This window comes from Paenibacillus sp. OK060 (assembly GCF_900101205.1).
Taxonomy (GTDB): domain Bacteria; phylum Bacillota; class Bacilli; order Paenibacillales; family Paenibacillaceae; genus Paenibacillus; species Paenibacillus marchantiae.
Map to the genome: position 1 here is coordinate 1346007 of NZ_FNFR01000001.1, position 20948 is coordinate 1366954.

20 protein-coding genes are annotated in these 20948 nt (G+C 47.9%); 19 read left to right on the forward strand and 1 reads right to left on the reverse strand.

The annotated features are described in order from the left end of the window. The first annotated feature begins 5 nt into the window (after positions 1–5). The 9 genes from BLS14_RS05830 (at position 6) to BLS14_RS05870 (ending at position 10319) form a co-directional block, all read left to right on the forward strand. On the forward strand, positions 6–1247 hold the full coding sequence (locus BLS14_RS05830) for a pyridoxal-phosphate-dependent aminotransferase family protein (protein WP_072732905.1): 1242 nt from the start codon (positions 6–8) through the stop codon (positions 1245–1247). Further along, positions 1241–2839 carry a gamma-glutamyltransferase gene (ggt, locus tag BLS14_RS05835; RefSeq protein ID WP_090950012.1) on the forward strand — a complete coding sequence of 533 codons (1599 nt, stop codon included), beginning with the start codon at positions 1241–1243 and terminating at the stop codon, positions 2837–2839. The genes BLS14_RS05830 and ggt overlap by 7 nt, the downstream gene beginning before the upstream one ends. A 107-nt stretch (positions 2840–2946) precedes the next feature. After that, the gene (locus BLS14_RS05840; protein WP_090806403.1) at positions 2947–4269 is read left to right on the forward strand and encodes a 5'-deoxyadenosine deaminase; all 1323 of its coding nucleotides are present in this window, start codon (positions 2947–2949) and stop codon (positions 4267–4269) included. Between the two features lie 129 nt (positions 4270–4398). Further along, positions 4399–5061: an XdhC family protein gene (locus BLS14_RS05845; protein WP_090950014.1), complete on the forward strand. Its 663-nt coding sequence runs from the start codon at positions 4399–4401 to the stop codon at positions 5059–5061. Further along, entirely contained in the window at positions 5043–5558 is a 516-nt protein-coding gene (locus tag BLS14_RS05850) for an XdhC family protein (RefSeq protein ID WP_090950016.1), read from the forward strand. The genes BLS14_RS05845 and BLS14_RS05850 overlap by 19 nt, the downstream gene beginning before the upstream one ends. Then, positions 5524–6168, forward strand: coding sequence for a nucleotidyltransferase family protein (locus BLS14_RS05855; RefSeq protein WP_176854361.1), 645 nt, complete (start codon positions 5524–5526; stop codon positions 6166–6168). Before BLS14_RS05850 ends, BLS14_RS05855 begins: the two co-directional genes overlap by 35 nt. A 308-nt stretch (positions 6169–6476) precedes the next feature. Continuing rightward, positions 6477–7391 carry an FAD binding domain-containing protein gene (locus BLS14_RS05860; protein WP_090950019.1) on the forward strand — a complete coding sequence of 305 codons (915 nt, stop codon included), beginning with the start codon at positions 6477–6479 and terminating at the stop codon, positions 7389–7391. 67 nt (positions 7392–7458) lie between these two features. After that, positions 7459–9792 (forward strand): xanthine dehydrogenase subunit D, encoded by a 2334-nt coding sequence (pucD, locus tag BLS14_RS05865; RefSeq protein WP_090950020.1) that lies wholly within the window; start codon positions 7459–7461, stop codon positions 9790–9792. Next, on the forward strand, positions 9789–10319 hold the full coding sequence (locus tag BLS14_RS05870) for a (2Fe-2S)-binding protein (RefSeq protein ID WP_090950022.1): 531 nt from the start codon (positions 9789–9791) through the stop codon (positions 10317–10319). Before pucD ends, BLS14_RS05870 begins: the two co-directional genes overlap by 4 nt. 74 nt (positions 10320–10393) lie before the next feature. Here the strand turns inward: BLS14_RS05870 and BLS14_RS05875 are convergent, their stop codons facing one another. Continuing rightward, complete coding sequence (locus tag BLS14_RS05875) at positions 10394–11308, reverse strand: hypothetical protein (RefSeq protein WP_090950024.1); 915 nt, start codon at positions 11306–11308, stop codon at positions 10394–10396. A 210-nt stretch (positions 11309–11518) separates the two neighbouring features. Here BLS14_RS05875 and BLS14_RS05880 point away from each other — a divergent pair, with 210 nt between their 5' ends. From BLS14_RS05880 to BLS14_RS05925, 10 genes are all read left to right on the forward strand, one after another. Beyond that, positions 11519–11875 (forward strand): hypothetical protein, encoded by a 357-nt coding sequence (locus BLS14_RS05880; RefSeq protein WP_072732914.1) that lies wholly within the window; start codon positions 11519–11521, stop codon positions 11873–11875. Between the two features lie 124 nt (positions 11876–11999). Next, entirely contained in the window at positions 12000–12191 is a 192-nt protein-coding gene (locus BLS14_RS05885) for a 2Fe-2S iron-sulfur cluster-binding protein (protein ID WP_072732915.1), read from the forward strand. A gap of 238 nt (positions 12192–12429) precedes the next feature. Beyond that, positions 12430–13377: a helix-turn-helix transcriptional regulator gene (locus BLS14_RS05890; protein ID WP_090950026.1), complete on the forward strand. Its 948-nt coding sequence runs from the start codon at positions 12430–12432 to the stop codon at positions 13375–13377. A gap of 66 nt (positions 13378–13443) precedes the next feature. Continuing rightward, a complete protein-coding gene (locus BLS14_RS05895) occupies positions 13444–14010 on the forward strand; it encodes a DinB family protein (protein ID WP_090950027.1) in 567 nt (188 codons plus the stop codon). Next, entirely contained in the window at positions 14007–14558 is a 552-nt protein-coding gene (locus BLS14_RS05900; RefSeq protein ID WP_371121375.1) for an EVE domain-containing protein, read from the forward strand. Before BLS14_RS05895 ends, BLS14_RS05900 begins: the two co-directional genes overlap by 4 nt. Before the next feature lie 675 nt (positions 14559–15233). Further along, on the forward strand, positions 15234–16310 hold the full coding sequence (gene glpX / locus BLS14_RS05905; protein WP_090950029.1) for a class II fructose-bisphosphatase: 1077 nt from the start codon (positions 15234–15236) through the stop codon (positions 16308–16310). A 260-nt stretch (positions 16311–16570) separates the two neighbouring features. Then, complete coding sequence (locus BLS14_RS05910; protein WP_176854364.1) at positions 16571–17617, forward strand: LacI family DNA-binding transcriptional regulator; 1047 nt, start codon at positions 16571–16573, stop codon at positions 17615–17617. Between the two features lie 36 nt (positions 17618–17653). Beyond that, positions 17654–18826, forward strand: a complete 1173-nt coding sequence (locus BLS14_RS05915) for a Gfo/Idh/MocA family protein (protein WP_090950032.1) — start codon at positions 17654–17656, stop codon at positions 18824–18826. 162 nt (positions 18827–18988) lie between these two features. Beyond that, positions 18989–19717, forward strand: coding sequence for a ThuA domain-containing protein (locus BLS14_RS05920; RefSeq protein ID WP_063563915.1), 729 nt, complete (start codon positions 18989–18991; stop codon positions 19715–19717). 113 nt (positions 19718–19830) lie between these two features. Beyond that, complete coding sequence (locus tag BLS14_RS05925) at positions 19831–20937, forward strand: Gfo/Idh/MocA family protein (protein WP_090950034.1); 1107 nt, start codon at positions 19831–19833, stop codon at positions 20935–20937. The last annotated feature ends 11 nt before the right edge of the window (positions 20938–20948 follow it).

Consider the following 20948-nt stretch of genomic DNA (forward strand, 5'->3'; position numbering starts at 1 on the left):
TGAAGATGTCCAACTATAAAGAATTGTCCCCTTCCTTGCGGACGATCATGACACCGGGGCCAGTTGAAGTTGACCCAAGAGTTCTGAGGGCATTATCCTTCCCAATTTTGGGGCAGTTTGATCCGGAGTTCACTTCCCTGATGAATGAGACGATGGCTATGCTGCGTGAACTATACATGACAGATAATGAGTGGTGTTATCCGGTGGATGGCACATCCCGCTCAGGGATTGAAGCCGTGTTGGTCAGTCTGATTCAACCGGGGGACAAGGTGTTGGTCCCCATCTATGGACGCTTCGGACATCTGTTGGTTGAAATTTCGGAACGCTGTGGTGCTGAGGTTATCTTTTTTGAAACAGAATGGGGAACGGTATTTGATCCCGAAGAGGTAATCAAGGCGATCCATGCACATAAGCCGAGTTTGGTTGCGATGGTTCACGGCGAGACATCAACCGGGCAAATGCAGCCCCTCGCCGAGATTGGCAAAGCCTGTCGTGAACTCGATATTTTACTTGTCGTCGATGCAGTTGCCACAATCGGCGGTACACCTGTCGAGACGGATGCCTGGTATCTGGATGCGGTGATGGGTGGAACGCAGAAGTGTTTGTCCGTTCCATCCGGGATGGCGCCAATAACGTATAACAGCCGTGTGGAGAAGAAACTGATGAGCCGCAAAACCGTCGAACGAGGGCTCCGGGATGCAACAAGTGCTCGGGCTGAAGGGCGCACGATTGCCAGTAATTATTTTGACCTGAGCCAATTGCAGGACTACTGGAGCTCGGCACGGTTGAACCATCATACGGAGGCCACTTCGATGCTCTACGGTCTTCACGAAGGACTGCGAATTTTGCTTCAGGAAGGTCTGGATGCCCGTTTTCAGAGACATCGGATTAATGAACGAGCGTTGGTTGCGGGGATTCAGGGCATGGGGCTGAAACTGTATGGAGAGATGTCCAGTAAACTTCCAGTGGTCACCTGTATCGAAATACCCGATGGTATGGATGGTGAGTCGGTACGCAACATGCTTCTGAACGATTTCAGTATTGAGATTGCCAGCTCATTTGGACCACTGAAAGGCAAGATTTGGCGTATTGGTACGATGGGATTCAGCTGCCAGCGCAAAAATGTACTTCATGTGCTGGGCGCACTGGAAGCTGTACTGTTGCGTCATCGTCACGCCTTGCCAGCAGGCGAGGCCGTGCAGGCAGCGCTGGATGTGTATGCCGGAAAGGAGGGCGTCTTATGTTGAACCAGATGCCGATATCCAGGGAGGTGATGGTTACCTCCCCACATTATTTAGCGAGTGCGGTTGGCAGCGCAATCCTCCAGCAAGGTGGTAACGCTTATGATGCTGCTGTCGCTGTAAGTGCCGCACTGGGTGTAGTCTACCCACACATGACAGGACTTGGCGGAGATGCTTTCTTTCTAATTCACGATGGAGCAAGTGGTGACATAACGGCCTACAACGGTAGCGGTCGTTCAGCAGCAGGCATTCATGCCGACACGTTCAAAGCGATGGGGATGAGCACCATTCCTCAGCGAGGTGTGCTTAGTGCGATTACCGTTCCTGGAATGGTAGATGCATGGTGGGAAGTCTGGTCCCGCTATGGGAAGTTAAAGTGGGAACAGTTGCTTGAACCAGCTGCGCTATATGCGGAAAAGGGATGCCCTGTATCCCGAAATCTGCGCCTGTGGCTGGAACGTGATGAGGATTTCATTATGGGGCATTCACCGCTGCGAGCGGTATTTGCCCCTTTTGGTACACTTTTGCAGGAAGGCGATCTACTCTTGCAGCCTGATCTTGCCTCTTCCATTCGCCTGATTCAGGCAGGTGGACGTGATGTTTTTTATACCGGGGAACTGGCGGAGCAGCTAACTTCGGCTATTCGTGAGGATGGCGGCATGCTCGCTCCAGCGGACTTCGCGGCTCACAAGGGAGAGTGGGTGAAGCCGATCACTACCGATTACCGTGGCTATCAAGTTCACCAGATGCCGCCGAATTCACAGGGCTTCTCGATGCTGATGATGTTGAATATGCTGGAACATATTGATCTTTCTTCCATTGCGCGGACGTCCCCCGAGTTCTATCATCTGATGGCTGAAGTGGTCAAAAAGGCTTTTCGTGACCGTGATCGTTATCTCACAGACCCGGAGTTCAGGGATATTCCGCTGGAAAATCTGTTATCCAAGGTTTATGGAAATGAGTTATGGAACGAGATTCAGTCCGCTCCACCTGCTGTGGCACAGCCTTTTCTGTCCAAAATGATGGGTCAGGATACGGCTTACGCAGCGGTTGTGGACAATGAAGGCAATGCCGTCTCGTTTATTCAGAGCCTGTACTTTGATTTTGGCGCTGCTTATGTGCCTGGGGATACGGGTGTGATCATGCAGAACCGCGGTTCCTTTTTCTCACTTGATCCGAAGGACGCCAACGTATTGGAACCGAATAAACGCTCATTCCACACCCTAATGCCGGGTCTTATCACTCGTAACGGGAAACCTTATATGCTCGTAGGCACGCAAGGTGGTGAGGGCCAACCCCAGACACAGTTATCGATTCTTACGGGTGTGCTGGACTATGGTCTGAACATTCAGGAAGCCATTAGGCTACCGCGTTGGGTGTATGGGCGTACCTGGGGTGAAGAAGGTGACACGCTGAGAGTAGAGAACCGCTATCATGACGACGTATGTGACACGCTTGCCCGATGGGGACATAACGTCGAAACAAGAGCGCCGTGGGACGGAATTATGGGGCAGTCACAAGGGATTGTCATCCGTGAAGATGGCATGATTAGCGGGGCAGCAGATCCCAGGGGAGATGGCATGGCTATCGGGTGGTAGCGTGATTTATGTAAAGCATCATGCATGGATCCAAAGAAGATCATCTTTAAAATGCAGGATCAGAATAAGTAAATTTACGCAGATAGATACGGATAGGGGAGATTATCATGGGAACGATCCTGCTAAAAGGTGCACAACTCGTCACAATGAATGCAGAAGAGGATGTATTTACGGGAGATTTGCTGATCGAGGACAATAAAATCAAAGAAATTGCAGAGCATATCGATGTTCAGGCAGATCAGGTCATTGATGCTCGAGGCAAAGTGCTGCTTCCAGGTTTTATCCAAACGCATATTCATCTGTGTCAGACCTTGTTCCGCGGACGTGCGGACGATCTGGAGCTGATGGATTGGCTTCGTCAACGCATCTGGCCGCTTGAGGCAGCGCATGATGAAGAGTCTGTCTATTACTCGGCGATGCTCGGCTTGGGCGAATTGATTTCCAGCGGGACAACAACCATTTTGGATATGGAGACCGTGCATCATACCGATTCGGCTTTTCAGGCGATGGCACAGAGCGGCATTCGGGTGATTTCCGGTAAAGTGATGATGGATCACGGGGATGAAGTTCCTGAACCGCTGCGTGAAAATACGGCTACCTCGCTGCAACAAAGTGTCGATTTGCTGGAGAAATGGAATGGATTCGGGGGTGGCCGCATTCAGTATGCATTTTGTCCACGCTTCGTCGTCTCGTGCACCGAAGAATTATTGGTTGAGGTACGTGACCTGTCGAATAAGTACCATGTGAAAGTGCACACCCATGCCTCCGAAAATCGTGGCGAGATCGAACTGGTAGAACACGAACGTGGCATGCGCAACATCGTCTATCTGGATCATATCGGTCTAGCTACCCCAAGACTGGTGCTTGCCCACTGTGTGTGGCTGAGTGAGGAAGAGAAGGAGATTATTCGCAAACGCGGGGTAAAAGTCACCCACTGCCCTGGATCGAATATGAAACTGTCCTCAGGTATAGCGGATATTCCTGATCTGCTGAATCGCCAGATTGCGGTAGGGATTGGTGCCGATGGTGCGCCGTGCAACAACAATCTAGATATGTTCCAGGAAATGCGCCTGACCGCGCTCATTCAAAAGGTGCCTCACGGTCCAACAGTGATGGACGCCCGTACGGTGCTGCGTATGGCGACGATGGGTGGAGCAGAAGTGCTCGGAATGTCCAAGGAAATCGGCAGTCTGGAAGTGGGTAAAAAAGCAGATATGTTGCTGCTGGATCTGGATGATTTTCATACGTACCCTTCCTATGAGACTGATGTGTATTCCCGTGTAGTCTATTCCGCAACTCGCAGCTGTGTAGACACCGTTATTATTGATGGAAGCATCGTGCTCCAAAACCGGAAGATTCAAACGATTGATCGTGGCATTGTGCTTCGTGAATCGGATAAAAGTATTGCAAGATTGATGAAACGCATCTAATCGAACGCAGCCGTATGAAACTCACCCAATGAACTGTCTGAGCAGAAGTTGGACTTTCAATCTTCGCTAAAAAGGTCAAGATTCACTTCTTCGGATTCGGATTCAAATCCCTGAAAGGATGGAGACGCGATGGAAATGCATGATCTGTGTGCAATTGCAGCGCGGGAACCGCGCTGTGTTCTCGCAACAGCGGTTAAGGTAGAAGGTCATGCTTACCGTAAGCAGGGAGTCTCTATGCTTTTGACCGAAGAAGGTGTGATGTATGGCAGTATCAGTCCAGGTTGTCTGGAGAGTGATCTGCAGGCTAGGGTGGACCGTGTGCTGGATACACAACAGTTGGAATTCGTGGAGTATGATATGCGTCCCGAAGATGATTTGTCCTGGGGAGAAACGATTGGCTGCGGCGGGTTAATTATAGTGCTGCTAGAGCCGGTATGTGCTGAACTCAGGTCGATCTTGTCTCACATGCATACGTATTTTCAATCTGGATCAGCTGTGGAGCTAACCCGTTCATTCTACGATCAATACACGCGAATTCATTATGTGATTCAGCTCGCTGAGGATGCGGAAAGCCAGACATCGTTATCCCCTTCTCCAGTTGCCAAGGGAGCTTCTCTAGGTCCAATAAACACATTGATTACAGAGGATACACCGCGACTATCGTTAGTTGTTATTCATTCGTCTGAAGCTGACGCTGTCGCATCTAATTCTGGAGAGAATGATCTTCAGAGGCATGGATTGACTGATATCCCTTTACAGATCTCGCAAAATATGTGCCCAAACCCCGTCTGATTATCATTGGAGCCGGAAATGATGTAATCCCGGTCGCCCGTTTGGGCAAATCAGCAGGATTTCGTGTGGTTGTAGCGGATTGGCGAGAAACCTTTTGCACCACTGAACGCTTTCCGGGTGTTGAGTTTGTTCGCGGTTTCCCAAGTGAGATCATGCCTGTACTGGATATCCAAAGCGGGGATTATATCGTATTGATGAGTCATCAGTTTCCTAGAGAACGGGAGTTTCTTGAATTACTTGAGGATCGGAATTATGCGTACCTTGGTATTATGGGCTCCAGAACGCGAACAGCACGTTTGCTGAACGATCTCCCTCCACTAAAACAGTTGCATTCACCCGTCGGCTTGACCATTGGTGCCGATGGACCGGAAGAGATCGCAATCAGCATCGCAGCAGAACTTATTGCCTGTAAAAGAGCAGCTGTTGCCGCAGAGCGGCGCAACGTACAGAGGGGGATTGCACATGCGACTGACGGGCATCGTGCTAGCGGCAGGTAAGAGCAGCCGAATGGGGCGGGATAAACTGTCTATCGTCATGCCTGATGGAAGATGTTTGGCCGCATGGACATTGGAAGCTGCCTTGAAATCCGATTTGGAGAAAGTTATCTGTGTGGTCAAACCCGAGGATTCATTAGCGTGGATCCCCTCCATGTGGCTCAATGCAGCATCATATGGTTGTACTCCAGATACGAGGACGAGGCTTCAGATTGCAATCTGTACCGACTATGCATACGGTATCGCCATGTCCCTTCACTGTGGCATTCTGTCTGCTATAGCATACAAGCCAGAAGGTGTGATGATAATTTTGGCAGATCAGCCGCTATTGCAGGCACAAGATATTAACAGGGTTGCTGAGGCGTTAGCCGTCAACAAACTGTGTGATTATGCAGCAGCTACGGATGGCGGTGGAGGCAAGCCTCCGGTCGCCTTTCGTGAACATATGCTGGGGCCTCTTTTGTCGCTTAGCGGAGATGAGGGAGCGCGAAAAATCATGCTCAATCCCAAATATGCAGGCAAGCATGTATCTTTGTCTGAATTTAGCTTTTGGGATGCGGATACCGAACCAGAGCTGGAACGTATTTTGGATTATGTGAATGGCATAAGATGAATGAAAATCAAGGCAGAAGGAGCGATTCCTTGTGTATTATTTCTCGCAGTAATGAGGTCAGCCAGACCATCTGGTTGGCCTCTTTATTGTTTTGATCTAATTGGTTATGAAATGGCTTGTGTTAGCTTATCACAGTAAACAATGCATCAGGCACAAATCAAAGAGTCTATTTATACATTTATCCAAAATGATGTGAAGATAATTGACCTTATTGTTGCAGTCCCATATGATTTGAAGAATTATTTGGATCATTCGTTCATATCCAACGTCCCGCAGACAGATTCCAGGTAGAGAAGGGAGATGGAAGGATGGTCATGTCGGCATATGGGTCTGGAGCACAACCAACGGTTTGGCAGCCCGTTAATCTAGATGAGCTTCAAGCTTTAAAGAGTGAACTGTCCGGGAAGTATTGTTTTGCAGCAGGGACCACATTATTACGTACTCAGTGGGAGGGCGGTCTTGTACCTGTACCTGAGCATATGATCAGCCTTGCTCGTATTCCAGATGCAAGCGGCGTATATGTGGATGGAGATGATTTGGTCATTGGAGCACTGACGCGATTAAGTCATTGTGCCACAGACGTTCTTCTACAACAGCTGCCCATTTTACAATCTGCAATGAACGCTATCGCCGCTCCTTCTATTCGAAATATGGCGACAATTGGCGGAAACATTGTATCGGGAGTAGGAGACTCCATTCCCGCACTCCTTGTCTACGATGCACAGCTGTACTGGTTGACGGACAACGGCATGGAGATGCGCAGTCTTTCGTCCTGGCTGAACGGTGGTCGTGACGGCAGTCGCAACCAGAATGATGTATTAATGAGAATTCATATTCCATTGGAAAATACGCCTTTCCCTGATGTCACCAGCGAGCGGGCATCTGCGACGCGTGAAATTTCATTTTACCGCAAGCTGGGTCGGCGGGAGACCTTTACAGCATCGCTGGTGACGATTGCATTTCACGGAGAAGTGGATGCAGATGGCCGCTGGAATAAAATAGCGATCGCTGCAGGTGGAGGTTCAGGCATGGCCATGCGACTTACGGAGTCGGAAAAACTGCTTCTTGGCGGGGAGACTTCAGTTATGCAAGCTTCATCTTTAGCTGCCTCGGTTATGACGGAATTCGTGACTTATAGCGATGCATTCGCTACAGAAGAGTACCGCAAACAAACGGCAGGTAATATGCTCGGTGCCGGACTCTGGGAAGCACTTCGCTCATAAAAGAAAACCATTTTGGAGAAGCAAAGTGTGAGACCAACAGCTTCTGAAGGGAGAAAGGAGAGAGAACATGCTGTTAAATCGGGATAGTAGTGGGAAACGTTGGCATCTGCGGCCAGATGGTATAGGCAAAGTAACAGGACAGCTTCAATATCTGACAGACATGACGCTGCCCAATATGATCCACGGAAGGGTCCTTCGAAGCTCTTACCCTTATGCCCGCATATTGTCTATCGATACTACCAAAGCGGAAGCTATGAAAGGTGTATTTGCTGTACTCACCGCCAAAGATGTACCCGGTTTGAACCTGTTTGGCATCGCAACTCCGGATCAGCCTGTATTTTGCGAGCATGTCGTTCGTTATGTCGGTGATGTCATAGCCGCAGTTGCTGCGGACTCCCCGGAACGTGCAGCGCTCGCTCTGGATTCCATCCGGGTTGAGTATGAAGAATGGACTCCACTGGACAGCCCAGAGGCTGCACTGGCGCCCGGTGCACCTGAACTCCATGAACATGGTCCCGGCAATGTTCTGCACCGTACCGAAATCAAACGAGGCAATGTAGATGAGGGCTTTGCTGCATGCGAACATATTGTGAGTGAGACTTATTATACCCCTCGCCAGATGCATGCTTATATGGAGACGGAAGGCGGGTTATTTGTTCCTGATGAAAGTGGGAGACTCCATGTCTACGCGGCGACACAGCATGGTTACAAGGACAGGATGCAGCTTGCCCGAATCATTGGCTGTTCCGAAGAAGATATTCGGGTGGTCTCGTCTCCGATAGGCGGTTCTTTTGGCGGGAAAGATGAGCTGAATGTACAGCCTTATGGGGCACTGCTTGCATTAAGATCCGGACGTCCTGTAAAAATGCACAATTCACGCAAAGAATCCGTACGTGCAGGCTTGAAGCGTCATCCGATGAAAATTGAAATGCAGACAGGGATCAGCCGTGAAGGCATGATCCAGGCTCACCGAGTCCGCATTACCGCAGACACCGGAGCATATGCGACGCTAGGGGCACCTGTCCTGAATTTTTGCACAGAACACTGTCTCGGGCCATATTCTATTCCCCACGTAGATGTGGAGGGCGTCTCGGTGTATACGAATAATGGGGTGTCGGGAGAGTTTCGTGGATTTGGCGGGAATCAGGCAATCTTTGCAATGGAGGGTCAGATGGATCGACTCGCCGAGATTATGGATATGGACCCCTGGGAGTTTCGGAGACGCAACATGAGGGGAAAGACCGATCCTGGGCCATTGAATCAACAGATTTTGGTCACGGATGGACTGTCGCAAGTATGGGAGGCGATGGATCGTTCGGAGTTATGGCAAAAGCATCAGTATCCCCCGGCAGATCTTGCTCTACCTCCCTGGATTAAACGTGGAGTAGGTGCAGCCATCGCGATGCACGGAGCAGGGCTTGGTTATGGCATTCCCGATCCGGCGGGCGGGCGTCTATCTCTGAATGCCGAAGGTAAGATTGAAGTGGCATTCAGCTACGAAGAATTCGGTCAGGGACTTATTGCTACGCTGGAAATGATGCTCTGCGATCTGTTCTACTGCTCAACATCCGATCTAAGCATAATCATTGGGGATACGGATCGAGTGCCACACAGTGGTTCAAGCACCGCTTCGCGTTCAACGACGATGGCCTGGATGGCTCTTCAGCGATTACAGACACCCTTCCGCTCCAAAATCTTGTCAGTAGCCTCTGCTTTGTCAGGAATTCCGGCTGCCGAACTGATTACTGGAATTGAGGGAGTATGGCACAAGGGACAGCTTTCTCCAGAAGTTACAGCGAATGAACCGGCGATGAATTCCAGAGTTGTTGTTTCTTACGTTGATCTGGCGAAGCATGGAAAAGAGGAAGAATGGATTTTTGATACTCAATTTGAATATCCGACCACGCCGGACAATGTTGTGGGTGGGCATTATCTATATACGTATGCGGCAGTAGCGGCAGAAGTGGAGGTAAACACGCTAACCGGAGAAGCCAAATTGCTGGATACGAGGCATGTGGTTGCTGCTGGCCCTGTCATCAATCCAATGGGATTCATCGGGCAGATCGAAGGCGGAAGTGTAATGGCTCTGGGTTTTACATTGACCGAGGATGCCGTGATGCAAGACAGTCGCTATATGACAACCAATTTGGACACCTACCTGATTCCGACGATTCGCGACATTCACACCAACCTGGAGGTGGAGGCAATTGAAGATCTGCCAGAGGGCGATCCGTTTGGACCACGGGGGATTGGCGAGATTGGTTCGGTGGCGCTTGCTCCGGCCATCACCGCTGCGATTCATCAGGCTACAGGGGTGTGGGTTAATCGTTTGCCGGTTCCGCGCAATCAACTGATCAAACCAATTGGCGTCTTGCTTCAGGAAGGAGTGAGCTCATCATGACTGAACCTTTGGGCAATTCCTGGACAGCCGTTGTGAATGGCGAGGAGAAACAATTGCACATCGCCCAGACAACCCGTCTTGTGGATGTACTACGGACGCAACTGAATCTGACCGGAACGAAAGTTTCCTGCGAGGTTGGTCGTTGCGGTGCATGTATGGTACTGATGGATGGAGAGCCGGTCAATTCCTGTCTCATTATGGCTTATCAATGTGTTGGAAGCGAGATAACAACAATAGAAGGGTTGTATGGTGAAGAGGAAGGGAAGTTGCACCCAATTCAGCAGGCTTTTGTGGAAGAAGGCGGCTTCCAATGCGGGTATTGTACACCCGGGATGGTGATTTCCACCAAGGCATTGCTAGATCGCTATCCGCAGCCTAGCCAAGAACAGATCGAAACGGGATTATGCGGTAATCTGTGCCGCTGCACTGGATATGGAGGGATTCTTCGTGCAGTTCGTACCGCAGGAGAAACCTGTTTATCATCATCCATTTTAACAACGGAAGAGAAGAAAGTAATTGACCTGTGATTGAACTACGGAATTAAAGAAGACCGGGCGCTGGAGGGCATATCTCCGCTTCGCTCGGTCTTTATTTCTAACGATTAATATTTGATAATGTACCATCCGCCCCAAGTCGAATAATTCAGACCATTTCCATAATTACGATCAGCTGTTTGTGGATTACGAATCGAATTACCACTGGCATCTCTAAAATCAATAGCAGTTAGCCCACGCTTATGTGACCACCCACCATCAGCATCCTGTCTGTACCAATGATAATCATAATTTGGTGCAATAACAAGTGCTACCTTGTACTCTCTGTATCCAGGAACTTCACTATATGTAGAAGTTCGTAGGGATTTATTTAAATATGGCATGTCAAGCTTAGAGGCACTAATGATGCTCGAAGAAGTTAAACTTGTAAAAACTTTTCCGGCCAGTTCACCTGGTTGTAATTTATGTCCAGAATATGTGGATGTATTCAACATGTATGCATAGCAATTAGCTTTATCCGTCAAATTTTCCCATGCACTTGAAGAATAAGGGTGTTTATATCCACCAGTAGGCATTGTTTCAAGAGCTTGAAGAGTTAATTGATCATTTGAGTTTGTTTTAGAATCAATAGTCTGGTTGTTGTATTGGGTTTCATGAACAGTGACTTCTGTTTTATTCAATAAGGCGAATTCAGCAGGTCGATAATTCACCTGTAATTGTTCTTCTTCTGTTAAACTGTTAAACCAGTTCAACCATTCTTTAGTATCTGGAGCGAAAGAAGCTAATGGGTCTACATTAGGTAACGATAGGAGGGCATTCTCGTTAAAAGATATTAATTCAGCTGGTTTGTAACTTACTTTTAATTGATCTTCTTTAGTGAGTTTGTCAAACCAATTCAACCATGTTTGAGTTTCAGCTGCGGGAGAAGTATCCTTTTTGGAACTGTTTGATTCAGCTAATACAGGTAACGCTAGTGTGAATAACAAGATCATTGCAAATAAAGATGAAACTAATTTTTTCATTGTTACGTCCCCTCCTGAAATTTATTAAATATTTTGATTCCAAATGCGATGTGAAATGTGTTTAACTCAACTGTGCTTATGAATAGAGAACCCCCTCTCGAATAAATTCTAAAAAATGTAATATAAGGTAATTATGTTATGGTACAATAGTGATAAAAGCAAGATATTTATTACAAATTATTCCACATAAAGATTTAAGGAGGAAGAATAATGACAAAACTTATTCCTAGAAAACTCAGTTTAGTATTGTTGCTTTTGGTTGCATTTTGTTCAGGATGTCAGGCAAATAATGATCAGGGGGGGGCGAGTACATCCATTCCCTTAAAAAAACTAAATACTCTCGCAGAGAAAGGAGACAGCCTGACATGGAATGATTTTGCAGCGTACCCTTATGAAGATGAAGGATCGGGATTATATATTCGAAAATACAACATAGAAGGCGGGCACCAATTGATGATTAGCGGTAAAAGTTTGGACAAAAAACCAGACCATATTTATGTGGTGAATAAAGATGGGGAGAAAATCGACCTTTTAAAAGAAAACATCAAAAAAATGAACTTAAAATAACGTAACAATTATTATGTAAGCTTATTATTTTGGATTAACTCATAAGCTGTATCTATATTGCTTGCTAACTATCTCTAACGGACGATAGATAAGGATGATTATTACGAAGGTTTCCTGTCTCGTTATGTCTTATCAATGTGTTGGCAGTGAAATAACAACAATTGAAGGGTTACATGGTGAAGAGGAAGGGAAGTTGCATCCAATTCAGCAGGCTTTTGTGGAAGAAGGCGGCTTCCAATACGGATATTGTGGAGGAATACTACGAGCGGTAAACAAGGTGATTGATGAGCACGATAGGAGGGGTTCTACCCAATGATCCTGGAAGTAGTGAGGTCCGAGCTTTCTCTGAATTTCAATATCATAAAAGTTTTTATAGACCAACCTATACTCTGCGGGTTGGTCTTTGTTGTTTAATGAAAACATACGATCATGGGTCAACTTGAGCACAAGGAGGGCTTGTTAATCAGTATGCTTTTCAATTGTCCATATGTTACTTATAATAGATGTCCAATGAAGATGAGTGTAATTAGTATTACACACAAGGAGGTGTGTTCTTGAACAAATCGGATCGTATGCTCGCGATCGTACTTGAACTGCAACGAGGGAAGGTTCAACGTGCGGAAGATTTAGCCCTCTTGTTTGAAACAAGTGTCCGAACCATATACAGAGATATTCAGGCGTTATGTGAGGCAGGAGTTCCTGTGGTGGGAGAACCCGGAGTAGGATATTCACTTATGGAAGGATACTTTTTGCCTCCGATCAGCTTCACAGCTGAAGAAGCGGTTACACTTCTAATCGGACTTGATTTTGTTGAACAGCGCTTCGATAACTACTACAAAAGTACATCCTTTACGTCCCGTTCGAAAATTGAAGCAATCCTGCCTGTGCCTCTTCGGGAAGAGGTGGGACAGATACAACAGGGTATCCGTTTACTTCGTTCACCGGACAGTGATACACACGAGCGAGAGATCGAACATATGGGAATCATCCGAAAGGCAATGCAGCATAAACTCAAAATCCGGTTTCATTACCATAAGCCTGGAACGGTTAATGAAACCGTACAAAAGACCGTTCGTATGTCGTCCCCTTACGGGATGCTTTGGATGCAAGGCTCATGGATGCTGATTGCCCGATGTGATTTGCGACAGGAGATTCGTCATTTTCGTATATCCCGCATGAGTGATCTGGAGATTAGCACAGACCCATTCGATCTTCCTCCAGGTTTTAATATTCACAGCTACTCACCACCTGACAACCGTGATGTGCATGTCCGTGTTTGGTTTCATGGTCGAATTGCAGATAGAGTGATTGAAGCGAATAATTACTACATGGAGAAAGCAGAACTGCAAACAGATGGATTATACGCAGATTTTCGTGTAAGGCATCCAGAAGACGTACTGCATTGGATACTTGGATGGGGAGCCTCGGCTCTGGTCTTGGAGCCCGAATCATTAAGAATTCGAATTCGCGAGGAAGCAAGCAATCTCCTTAAACACTACTGACATAACGCTGTCAGTAGTGTTTGTGTATGATCGGTTTATAACCGATTGAAGGAGCTGTGTATTTGTATGGAAACGATAATAACAAGGAACAACGATGAGATTCGACGTGATTTTGAACTGACGCTGGAACGTTATTTGCAGGAACTGGAGCTGATGAGCGATGCTCAGTTAAGCTACAAACCCAGTGAGACTGAGTGGTCGATGGGCCAGATGTACCAGCATTTAATTCAGTCTGCGATGAAAATGCATTTAGCCAATGTTCAACTTTGTATAAGCGCAGACGAGGACTCGGGCAAGAAGAGAAACCAGGGCAAAACAGAAACAGGTGAAGCTGTTTTTGCGCAAGCAAGTTTTCCTCCGATACGTATCCACGTTCCTGCTTCTCCTGAGTATACTCCACTACAACCGGATGGAAGAGAATCAATAATTCAAGGATTTAATGAGGTAAGGGATGAAATGCGGAGAATGGAAGTGCTGTTGGAAGAAACAACACAGGAATGTACGTTGGCACATCCAAGCTTCGGTGGTTTGAATGCAGAGGAATGGTTTGCATTGGTCGAGATGCATTATCGTCATCATTTCTTGCAGCTTGAGCGTCTGAAGAAGGCATGGGAAGAACAGGTGCAGAGATGAATGAACAGGAAAAGGAAAAGCATGATTTGATGGCTACCAGCAAAGGAATTATGCAGATTCATACGAGTGAACTCCTGGCTTCTCAGTTAGAAGTTGAGGCTGAATCTGAAAAAGGAAACCGATACTGGATCGGCGTTGTGTCTGCATCACATGTGGGAAAAGGGGTGGAAGGGGGCTTCGCCCAGCTCTGTCACGGCAAGGTAGCTTCTCTGCGCAAAATGAATGCAGGAGACTGGCTGATCTATTATTCGCCGCGAACAAGCATGCAAGGAGGCAAGGTACTTCAAGCATTCACCGCCATAGGGCGCATAATAGACGATCAGGTATACACGTACCATGTGTCAGATTCCTTTGTACCGTATCGGAGGAATGTTCAGTATTATCCTTGTCAGCAGGTGAAGATCGCTGATCTGCTGGACCAACTGATCCTTACTCGGGGACAGACACGTTGGGGATATCATTTTAGATATGGTCATTTGCAGATTCAAAAAGAGGATTTTCTGAAAATTGCACTTGCCATGTTGGGGGCTGAGGCAGAAACCTGCTAACCTACATAGTTTGAGCAAAGAGTCAGATCTTATTTATGTGACACAAAGCTGAGGAAAAAATAGACCTTTTGAGGGGAAATAAAAATAATCGAATTTTAAACAACGTAATAATTATTATGTAAACTTATTATTTTCGATGACCTCCATAAGCTGTATCTATATTGCTAACCATGTTTAAGGGGCGGGTACAGCTGGATTTAGGTCAATTTCCAGTTCAAATCTTTGAATAAAAAACCTCATTTAAATGGTCTTCAATATTGTTCCTTTAAGAGTACAGGACGGTTGTAGGGGTCTTATTATAAATCGTTTTCGAAGAACTTGAGAACGGAAGAGATTCCTCTCTATAATTGCAACTTATATGTTCATAAACCGTTGTTATACGAAATTTTAACTCTGATTTATTCTGAGAAACACTCAACGCAATGAATATAGAATATCGAAAAATATAAGATGAAATATACTGCTTCAAACCAGATATAATCCGGTGGATAAGACTCGTAAAATGGCATGTTCGAAGCTGTGTAAATGTGTTCGTTTATCGATGAGGGACAGAATGGGGTGATTTCTCAAAATTGGGTTATTACTCCCGTTTTAGATCAATTTCATATGGATTTGCGATGGATTTAGTACCGCTTTCAATGTATGCTTTTGGAAACTGGAAAGGAAGTGGGAAAAATGGAACGCGAACTGGCGTTGGAAATTGTCCGAGTAACAGAATTGGCTGCGTTAGCTTCAGCACCCTGGATGGGGCGGGGCGACAAGAATAGTGCAGATGAGGCGGCTACTTTGGCTATGCGCGCCATGTTCGATTCCGTGTCTATTCGCGGCACGGTGGTAATCGGTGAAGGAGAAATGGATGAAGCACCCATGTTGTATATCGGCGAGGAAGTCGGCAACGCTGAGGGCCCCGAGGTTGATGTGGCTGTAGATCCTTTGGAAGGTACAGAGATCGTAGCCAAGGGCCTGAACAACGCTTTATCGGTTATTGCAGTGGCGGGAAAAGGCAACCTGCTCCACGCACCGGATATGTACATGGAGAAGCTGGCTGTAGGGCCTGCTCTGGTGGGCAAGGTCAGTATCGAAGATCCGGTTGAGGTGACATTGGAGAAAGCCGCTGAAGCATTGAACAAAAACATCTCAGATCTGACAGTCATGATTCTGGACCGTGTACGACATGAAAGTACGATCAAGACATTGCGCAAGGTTGGTGTGCGGATCAAGTTCCTCAGCGATGGTGATGTTGCAGGCGCGATGGCACCTGCGTTCCCAGAGGCGGGTATTGATCTGTATGTCGGATCAGGCGGGGCACCAGAAGGTGTGCTTGCTGCAGCTGCCTTGTCCTGCCTGGGAGGCGAGATTCAAGGTCGCCTGATGCCTGCGAACGCAGACGAATTCCAGCGCTGCTTGCAAATGGGGATCGATAATCCCTACAAAGTATTAACGATGCAGGATATGATCGGTACGGAAGATGTTATTTTTGCAGCAACAGGTGTTACTCCGGGTGAGATTCTTGGTGGTGTGCGTTACCTCGCGGATGATCGGGCAGAGACCGATTCCATCGTCATGCGTGCCAAAACCAAAACGATTCGTTTCATCCGTTCTCAGCATTTCCTTCCTAATAAGGAAGTGTTGCACAAAGTGCGGCAGCTTCAATCTACACCTGAGCCTTCAGATCGCATTCAAAGTCATGTTACTATTATGGAACAGGCTGAGTTCAGTCAATCATCTGTTGGTAACGGTGTGACGACCTGATATAGGTCTGCACTGTAGTTGGTCTGCCCCATCATGAATCCATGTGAAAGCGTGTGAAGAAGAAGGTTATATAGGACAAGTTACAAGAGAATATAGTAAGCAAGAGGTGGGGAATTTGTTTACACAAATCCTCATCTTTTTTTGTGTTAAAAGCATTGACAACGGTTACAACACATGAGAAGATGTACGCGCGTACATAAATATTTGATACACTGCATCGGTTTGGCAGGTGTTCAGGAAACATGAAGGAGGTGAGATCCATGGCATCCCGTAAAGAAGTGGCTGATCTTGCCGGTGTTTCGGAAGCTACAGTATCCCGAGTTCTTAATGGCGTTGGTCCTATTAAAGAGGAAACCCGCCGTAAGGTTATTGAAGCTTCCGAGCAGTTGGGTTACGTCCCCAGCGCACTGGCCCGCAGCTTTGCGAGAAGTAAAAGCGGTAACCTTGGCGTGGTGTTGCCCTACGTCCCGAAAGCACACTTGTTCTCGGCGTATTTCTTCTCGGAAATGCTGAGTGGCATTGGGAGCAAAGCCAGGGACAACGGCATGGACCTGCTGGTCATGTTCAGGACACCGGGTGAAGTGATGAATTATACGGATCTGTTCCGCCGTCAGAAAGTGGATGCTTGCATTATTCTCGGCGCACGAGATGATCATGGGGAACTGGCAGCCATGCAGAGGCTTCAGCAGGAAGGACATCCCTTTTGCATTATGAGCCAGCACTTTGCAGGTGAATCATTCATGGAAGTGGATGCCGATCATGTGGAGGGCAGCAGGCTGGCAATCCGTCACCTTACCGATCAGGGCTACCGGAATATCGCCTTTCTTAATGGTCCGGATAGTTATTCCAACAGTCAGGAGCGGCTTCAGGGCGTTCATATCGGACTGAATGAGGCCGGAATGAATATGGATTCCAGTCTGTTGCTGGAGGGGAACTATGGCAGACGAAGCGGGGTGGAGGCAGCTGCCACCATTGCAGCCCGGCTTAACGAGATTGACGCTGTATTTGCTGCGAATGACCGGATGGCAATCGGTGTTATGCATGGTTTGCGTGAGCGTGGGATCAAGGTTCAGGATTTCCCTGCGTTTGTAGGTTATGATGACTCCGATGCGGCCGAGATGGCGGTTCCGCCGCTGAGCAGCGTCAGGGTTCCCTTTTATGAAATGGGAGAACTGGCCGCATCCAAACTTATTCATGGATCACTGGGAGCAACAGCTTCAACAGTGAATTCCGAAGTTCCCTCAGAAACAGCAAGGCAGTTGTTGCCTACAGAGCTGATCATCCGTGCCTCTTCAATCCGTAATTAATACATTGCTAGTTATATTCCAAAGGAGGAAGTGACCATGTCAAAGCGTCTTCGTGTCGGAATGGTTGGATACAAATTTATGGGGAAAGCCCACAGCAACGCTTATCGCAGTCTGCCGATGTTTTTCCCGTCTGCCCCGCTGCAGCCGGAGATGTCTGTAGTCTGTGGACGGAACGAGCAGGGAGTTCAGGAGGCTGCCAGTCAGTTCGGCTGGTCTGAAAGTATAACGGACTGGCGCGAGCTGGTGCGGCGTGATGATATCGATCTGATCGATATTAACGCTCCAAGTGATGCCCATAAGGAAATCGCACTGGAAGCCGCTCGTCAGGGTAAACATCTGTTCTGTGAAAAGCCGCTGGCTTTGTCGCTAGCTGATTCGCGTGAAATGCTCCAGGCTGCTGAAGAAGCAGGAGTTGCGCACATGGTCGGATTCAACTACCGTTTCTCTCCAGCGGTGCAGCTGGCTAAAGAGTTGGTGCAAAGCGGACGCCTAGGCAAAATCTATCATTTCCGTGCGTTTTTCCTTCAGGATTGGATCATGGACCCTTCGTTCCCGCTGGTATGGCGTCTGCAAAAGGAAGTAGCCGGTTCCGGCTCACATGGCGATCTCGGCGCACACCTAATTGATCTTGCACGTTTCCTGGTGGGTGAATTCAAGGAAGTAATCGGGATGAGCGAAACGTTCATTAAAGAGCGGCCGCTGGCTTCGGAAATGACCGGACTTAGTGCCAAAGGCAGTTCGAACGCAGATGCTCCGAAGGGCGAAGTAACGGTAGATGATGCCACGTTGTTCCTCGCACGGTTTGCAGATGGTGCACTAGGAAGCTTCGAGGCTACGCGCTTTGCAGCAGGTCATCGCAGTACCAACTCGTTTGAAATCAATGGCAGTCTCGGTAGCGTCCGGTTTGATTTTGAACGGATGAATGAACTGGAAGTGTATTTTACGAAGGACGATGAAGATGTGCAGGGCTTCCGCCGTGTTCTGGCGACTGATCCGGCACACAAATATGCTGAGGCGTGGTGGCCTGCGGGACATACGATTGGATTCGAGCACACGTTCACACATGAAATGCTGGAACTGGTGACCGCGATCTCCGAAGGACGGCAGCCTGAACCAAGTTTCCACGATGGGGTTGCCTGTCAAGCGGTATTAGAAGCTGTTGAACGTTCCGTTACAGAGCGTCGCTGGGTGTCGCTAGAAGAAATGTAAGCATTAAACCACTGAATTGTGAAGTGGACATCATGTTGGCACTCATTTGAAATAAATAAGCTAGATTTAAGCTAGGATGTTGACCTCGGAGAGGTCTTGAGTTTGCATAAGGTCCGATAGAGAATGACAATAACTTAACTTCCGGAAAGCGAGTGATGGGTGATGAGCAAAGCACTAATCGTATGGGGCGGCTGGGATGGACATGAACCAGAGCAGGTAGCAGCGATTTTTGAACGCATTTTGAAGGAAGAACAATTCGAGGTTGAAGTCTCAGATACACTGGAAGCTTATGCGGATGCAGAGAAACTGCTGGGCCTGGATCTGATCGTTCCGTTGTGGACAATGGGACAGATTGAACAGGAACTGGTCAATAACGTATCTGCGGCTGTTCAGAGCGGCGTGGGTCTTGCGGGTCTTCACGGCGGGATGTGTGATGCGTTCCGTAACAACGTCGACTGGCAGTTCATGACGGGTGGGCAGTGGGTTGCGCATCCAGGGAACGACGGCGTGGAGTACACGGTAAACATGAAACGTGGTTCCAGTCCGCTCTTGGATCATATTGAAGATTTCCAGGTGAAAAGTGAACAGTATTACCTGCACGTGGATCCTGCAGTAGAAGTGCTGGCAACGACACGCTTCCCAATTGTTAACGGTCCGCATGCAGCGAATGGCCCAGTAGATATGCCAGTCGTTTGGACCAAACGCTGGGGTGCAGGCCGCGTGTTCTACAACTCGCTCGGACACCATGCAGATATCGTGGAGATGAAACAAGTTACTGAAATGATGCGTAGTGGTTTCAAATGGACTGCCGCAGGCAAAGCACTTGCGCAAAGCCGCAAGGACGCAGTGGCTGAAGTTTACACAGGAATGGCTGATAACCAAAATCACTAATTTAATTTAAACCTAATTCATATCCGTTGAGATAAATATATTGACCCACATAAAGCGGTGTTGAGTTGTTTTGGAAGCGCTATATCAATTAGGAACACGAAGGGAGTCCACGCATGAAAACAATGAAAGTAGGCATTATTGGCTGCGGTAAAATCAGTGGTATTTATATGGAGAACTGTCACCGATTTGAGGTGCTTGATCTTGTAGCGGTTGCAGATCTAGATCGGAACAGGGCAGAGGAGCAGGCGGCTGCTTATCATGTCCCTAACGTATACACGGTAGATGAAATTTTGGCAGACCCTGAGATCGACTTGATTATCAATCTGACAATCCCTGCCGTTCATGCGGATGTATGCTTGCGAGCGCTCGAAGCAGGCAAACATGTCTACGTGGAAAAACCACTCGCAGTCACACGTGAAGAGGGTCAGGCGGTCCTGGAAACGGCTAAGCGCAAAGGGCTGCTGGTAGGCTGTGCGCCAGAGACGTTCTTTGGTTCAGGCATTCAGACGGCACTCAAAGTGGTAGAGGATGGTGTCATTGGCAAACCTGTGGCCGCTACCGCATTCATGATGAGCCGTGGGCATGAGCATTGGCATCCAGATCCGGAGTTCTACTATGCAGCCGGTGGCGGGCCGATGTTTGATATGGGGCCCTATTACCTGACTGCGCTCGTACAATTGCTGGGACCAATCAGGTCCATTGCTGGCATGACGGGCAAAGCGATGGAACAGCGGACGATCACGAGTGAGAAAAAGCGGGGTCAGAGCATCCCTGTTGAAATTCCGACGCATGTAGCCGGATTGTTGCAATTTGAGCAGGGAGCTATCGGCACGCTGATTACGAGTTTTGACGTATTTGGCGGAAGTGTGTTGCCACCGATTGAAGTATACGGCACGCATGGAACACTACAGGTTCCTGATCCAAACACATTCGGTGGTCCAGTTCGTTACCGCTTGCTAGGTGATGAGGAATGGACTGAGGTACCGCTTCTGCCAGGATATCAGGAAAATACACGTGGCATCGGTGTTGCAGATATGGCTTATGCCGTGGGCAGCGGACGTGCTCATAGAGCAAGTGGAGAGCTGGCCTACCATGTGCTTGAAGCGATGTGGGCGTTCCATGATTCTTCGGATGAGCAGACTTTTTATAAAATGGATAGCACATGTCAGCGCCCAGCTGCACTGCCGGCAGATCTTCCATTATACACACTTGATCAATAATCGATTAAGTT

Coding starts and splice junctions, on each gene's coding strand:
- BLS14_RS05830 (WP_072732905.1), top strand. CDS start 6: ATGTCCAACTATAAAGAATTGTCCCCTTCCTTGCGGACGATCATGACA.
- ggt (WP_090950012.1), top strand. CDS start 1,241: ATGTTGAACCAGATGCCGATATCCAGGGAGGTGATGGTTACCTCCCCA.
- BLS14_RS05840 (WP_090806403.1), top strand. CDS start 2,947: ATGGGAACGATCCTGCTAAAAGGTGCACAACTCGTCACAATGAATGCA.
- BLS14_RS05845 (WP_090950014.1), top strand. CDS start 4,399: ATGGAAATGCATGATCTGTGTGCAATTGCAGCGCGGGAACCGCGCTGT.
- BLS14_RS05855 (WP_176854361.1), top strand. CDS start 5,524: ATGCGACTGACGGGCATCGTGCTAGCGGCAGGTAAGAGCAGCCGAATG.
- BLS14_RS05860 (WP_090950019.1), top strand. CDS start 6,477: ATGGTCATGTCGGCATATGGGTCTGGAGCACAACCAACGGTTTGGCAG.
- pucD (WP_090950020.1), top strand. CDS start 7,459: ATGCTGTTAAATCGGGATAGTAGTGGGAAACGTTGGCATCTGCGGCCA.
- BLS14_RS05870 (WP_090950022.1), top strand. CDS start 9,789: ATGACTGAACCTTTGGGCAATTCCTGGACAGCCGTTGTGAATGGCGAG.
- BLS14_RS05875 (WP_090950024.1), bottom strand. CDS start 11,308: ATGAAAAAATTAGTTTCATCTTTATTTGCAATGATCTTGTTATTCACA.
- BLS14_RS05880 (WP_072732914.1), top strand. CDS start 11,519: ATGACAAAACTTATTCCTAGAAAACTCAGTTTAGTATTGTTGCTTTTG.
- BLS14_RS05885 (WP_072732915.1), top strand. CDS start 12,000: ATGTCTTATCAATGTGTTGGCAGTGAAATAACAACAATTGAAGGGTTA.
- BLS14_RS05895 (WP_090950027.1), top strand. CDS start 13,444: ATGGAAACGATAATAACAAGGAACAACGATGAGATTCGACGTGATTTT.
- BLS14_RS05900 (WP_371121375.1), top strand. CDS start 14,007: ATGAATGAACAGGAAAAGGAAAAGCATGATTTGATGGCTACCAGCAAA.
- glpX (WP_090950029.1), top strand. CDS start 15,234: ATGGAACGCGAACTGGCGTTGGAAATTGTCCGAGTAACAGAATTGGCT.
- BLS14_RS05910 (WP_176854364.1), top strand. CDS start 16,571: ATGGCATCCCGTAAAGAAGTGGCTGATCTTGCCGGTGTTTCGGAAGCT.
- BLS14_RS05915 (WP_090950032.1), top strand. CDS start 17,654: ATGTCAAAGCGTCTTCGTGTCGGAATGGTTGGATACAAATTTATGGGG.
- BLS14_RS05920 (WP_063563915.1), top strand. CDS start 18,989: ATGAGCAAAGCACTAATCGTATGGGGCGGCTGGGATGGACATGAACCA.
- BLS14_RS05925 (WP_090950034.1), top strand. CDS start 19,831: ATGAAAACAATGAAAGTAGGCATTATTGGCTGCGGTAAAATCAGTGGT.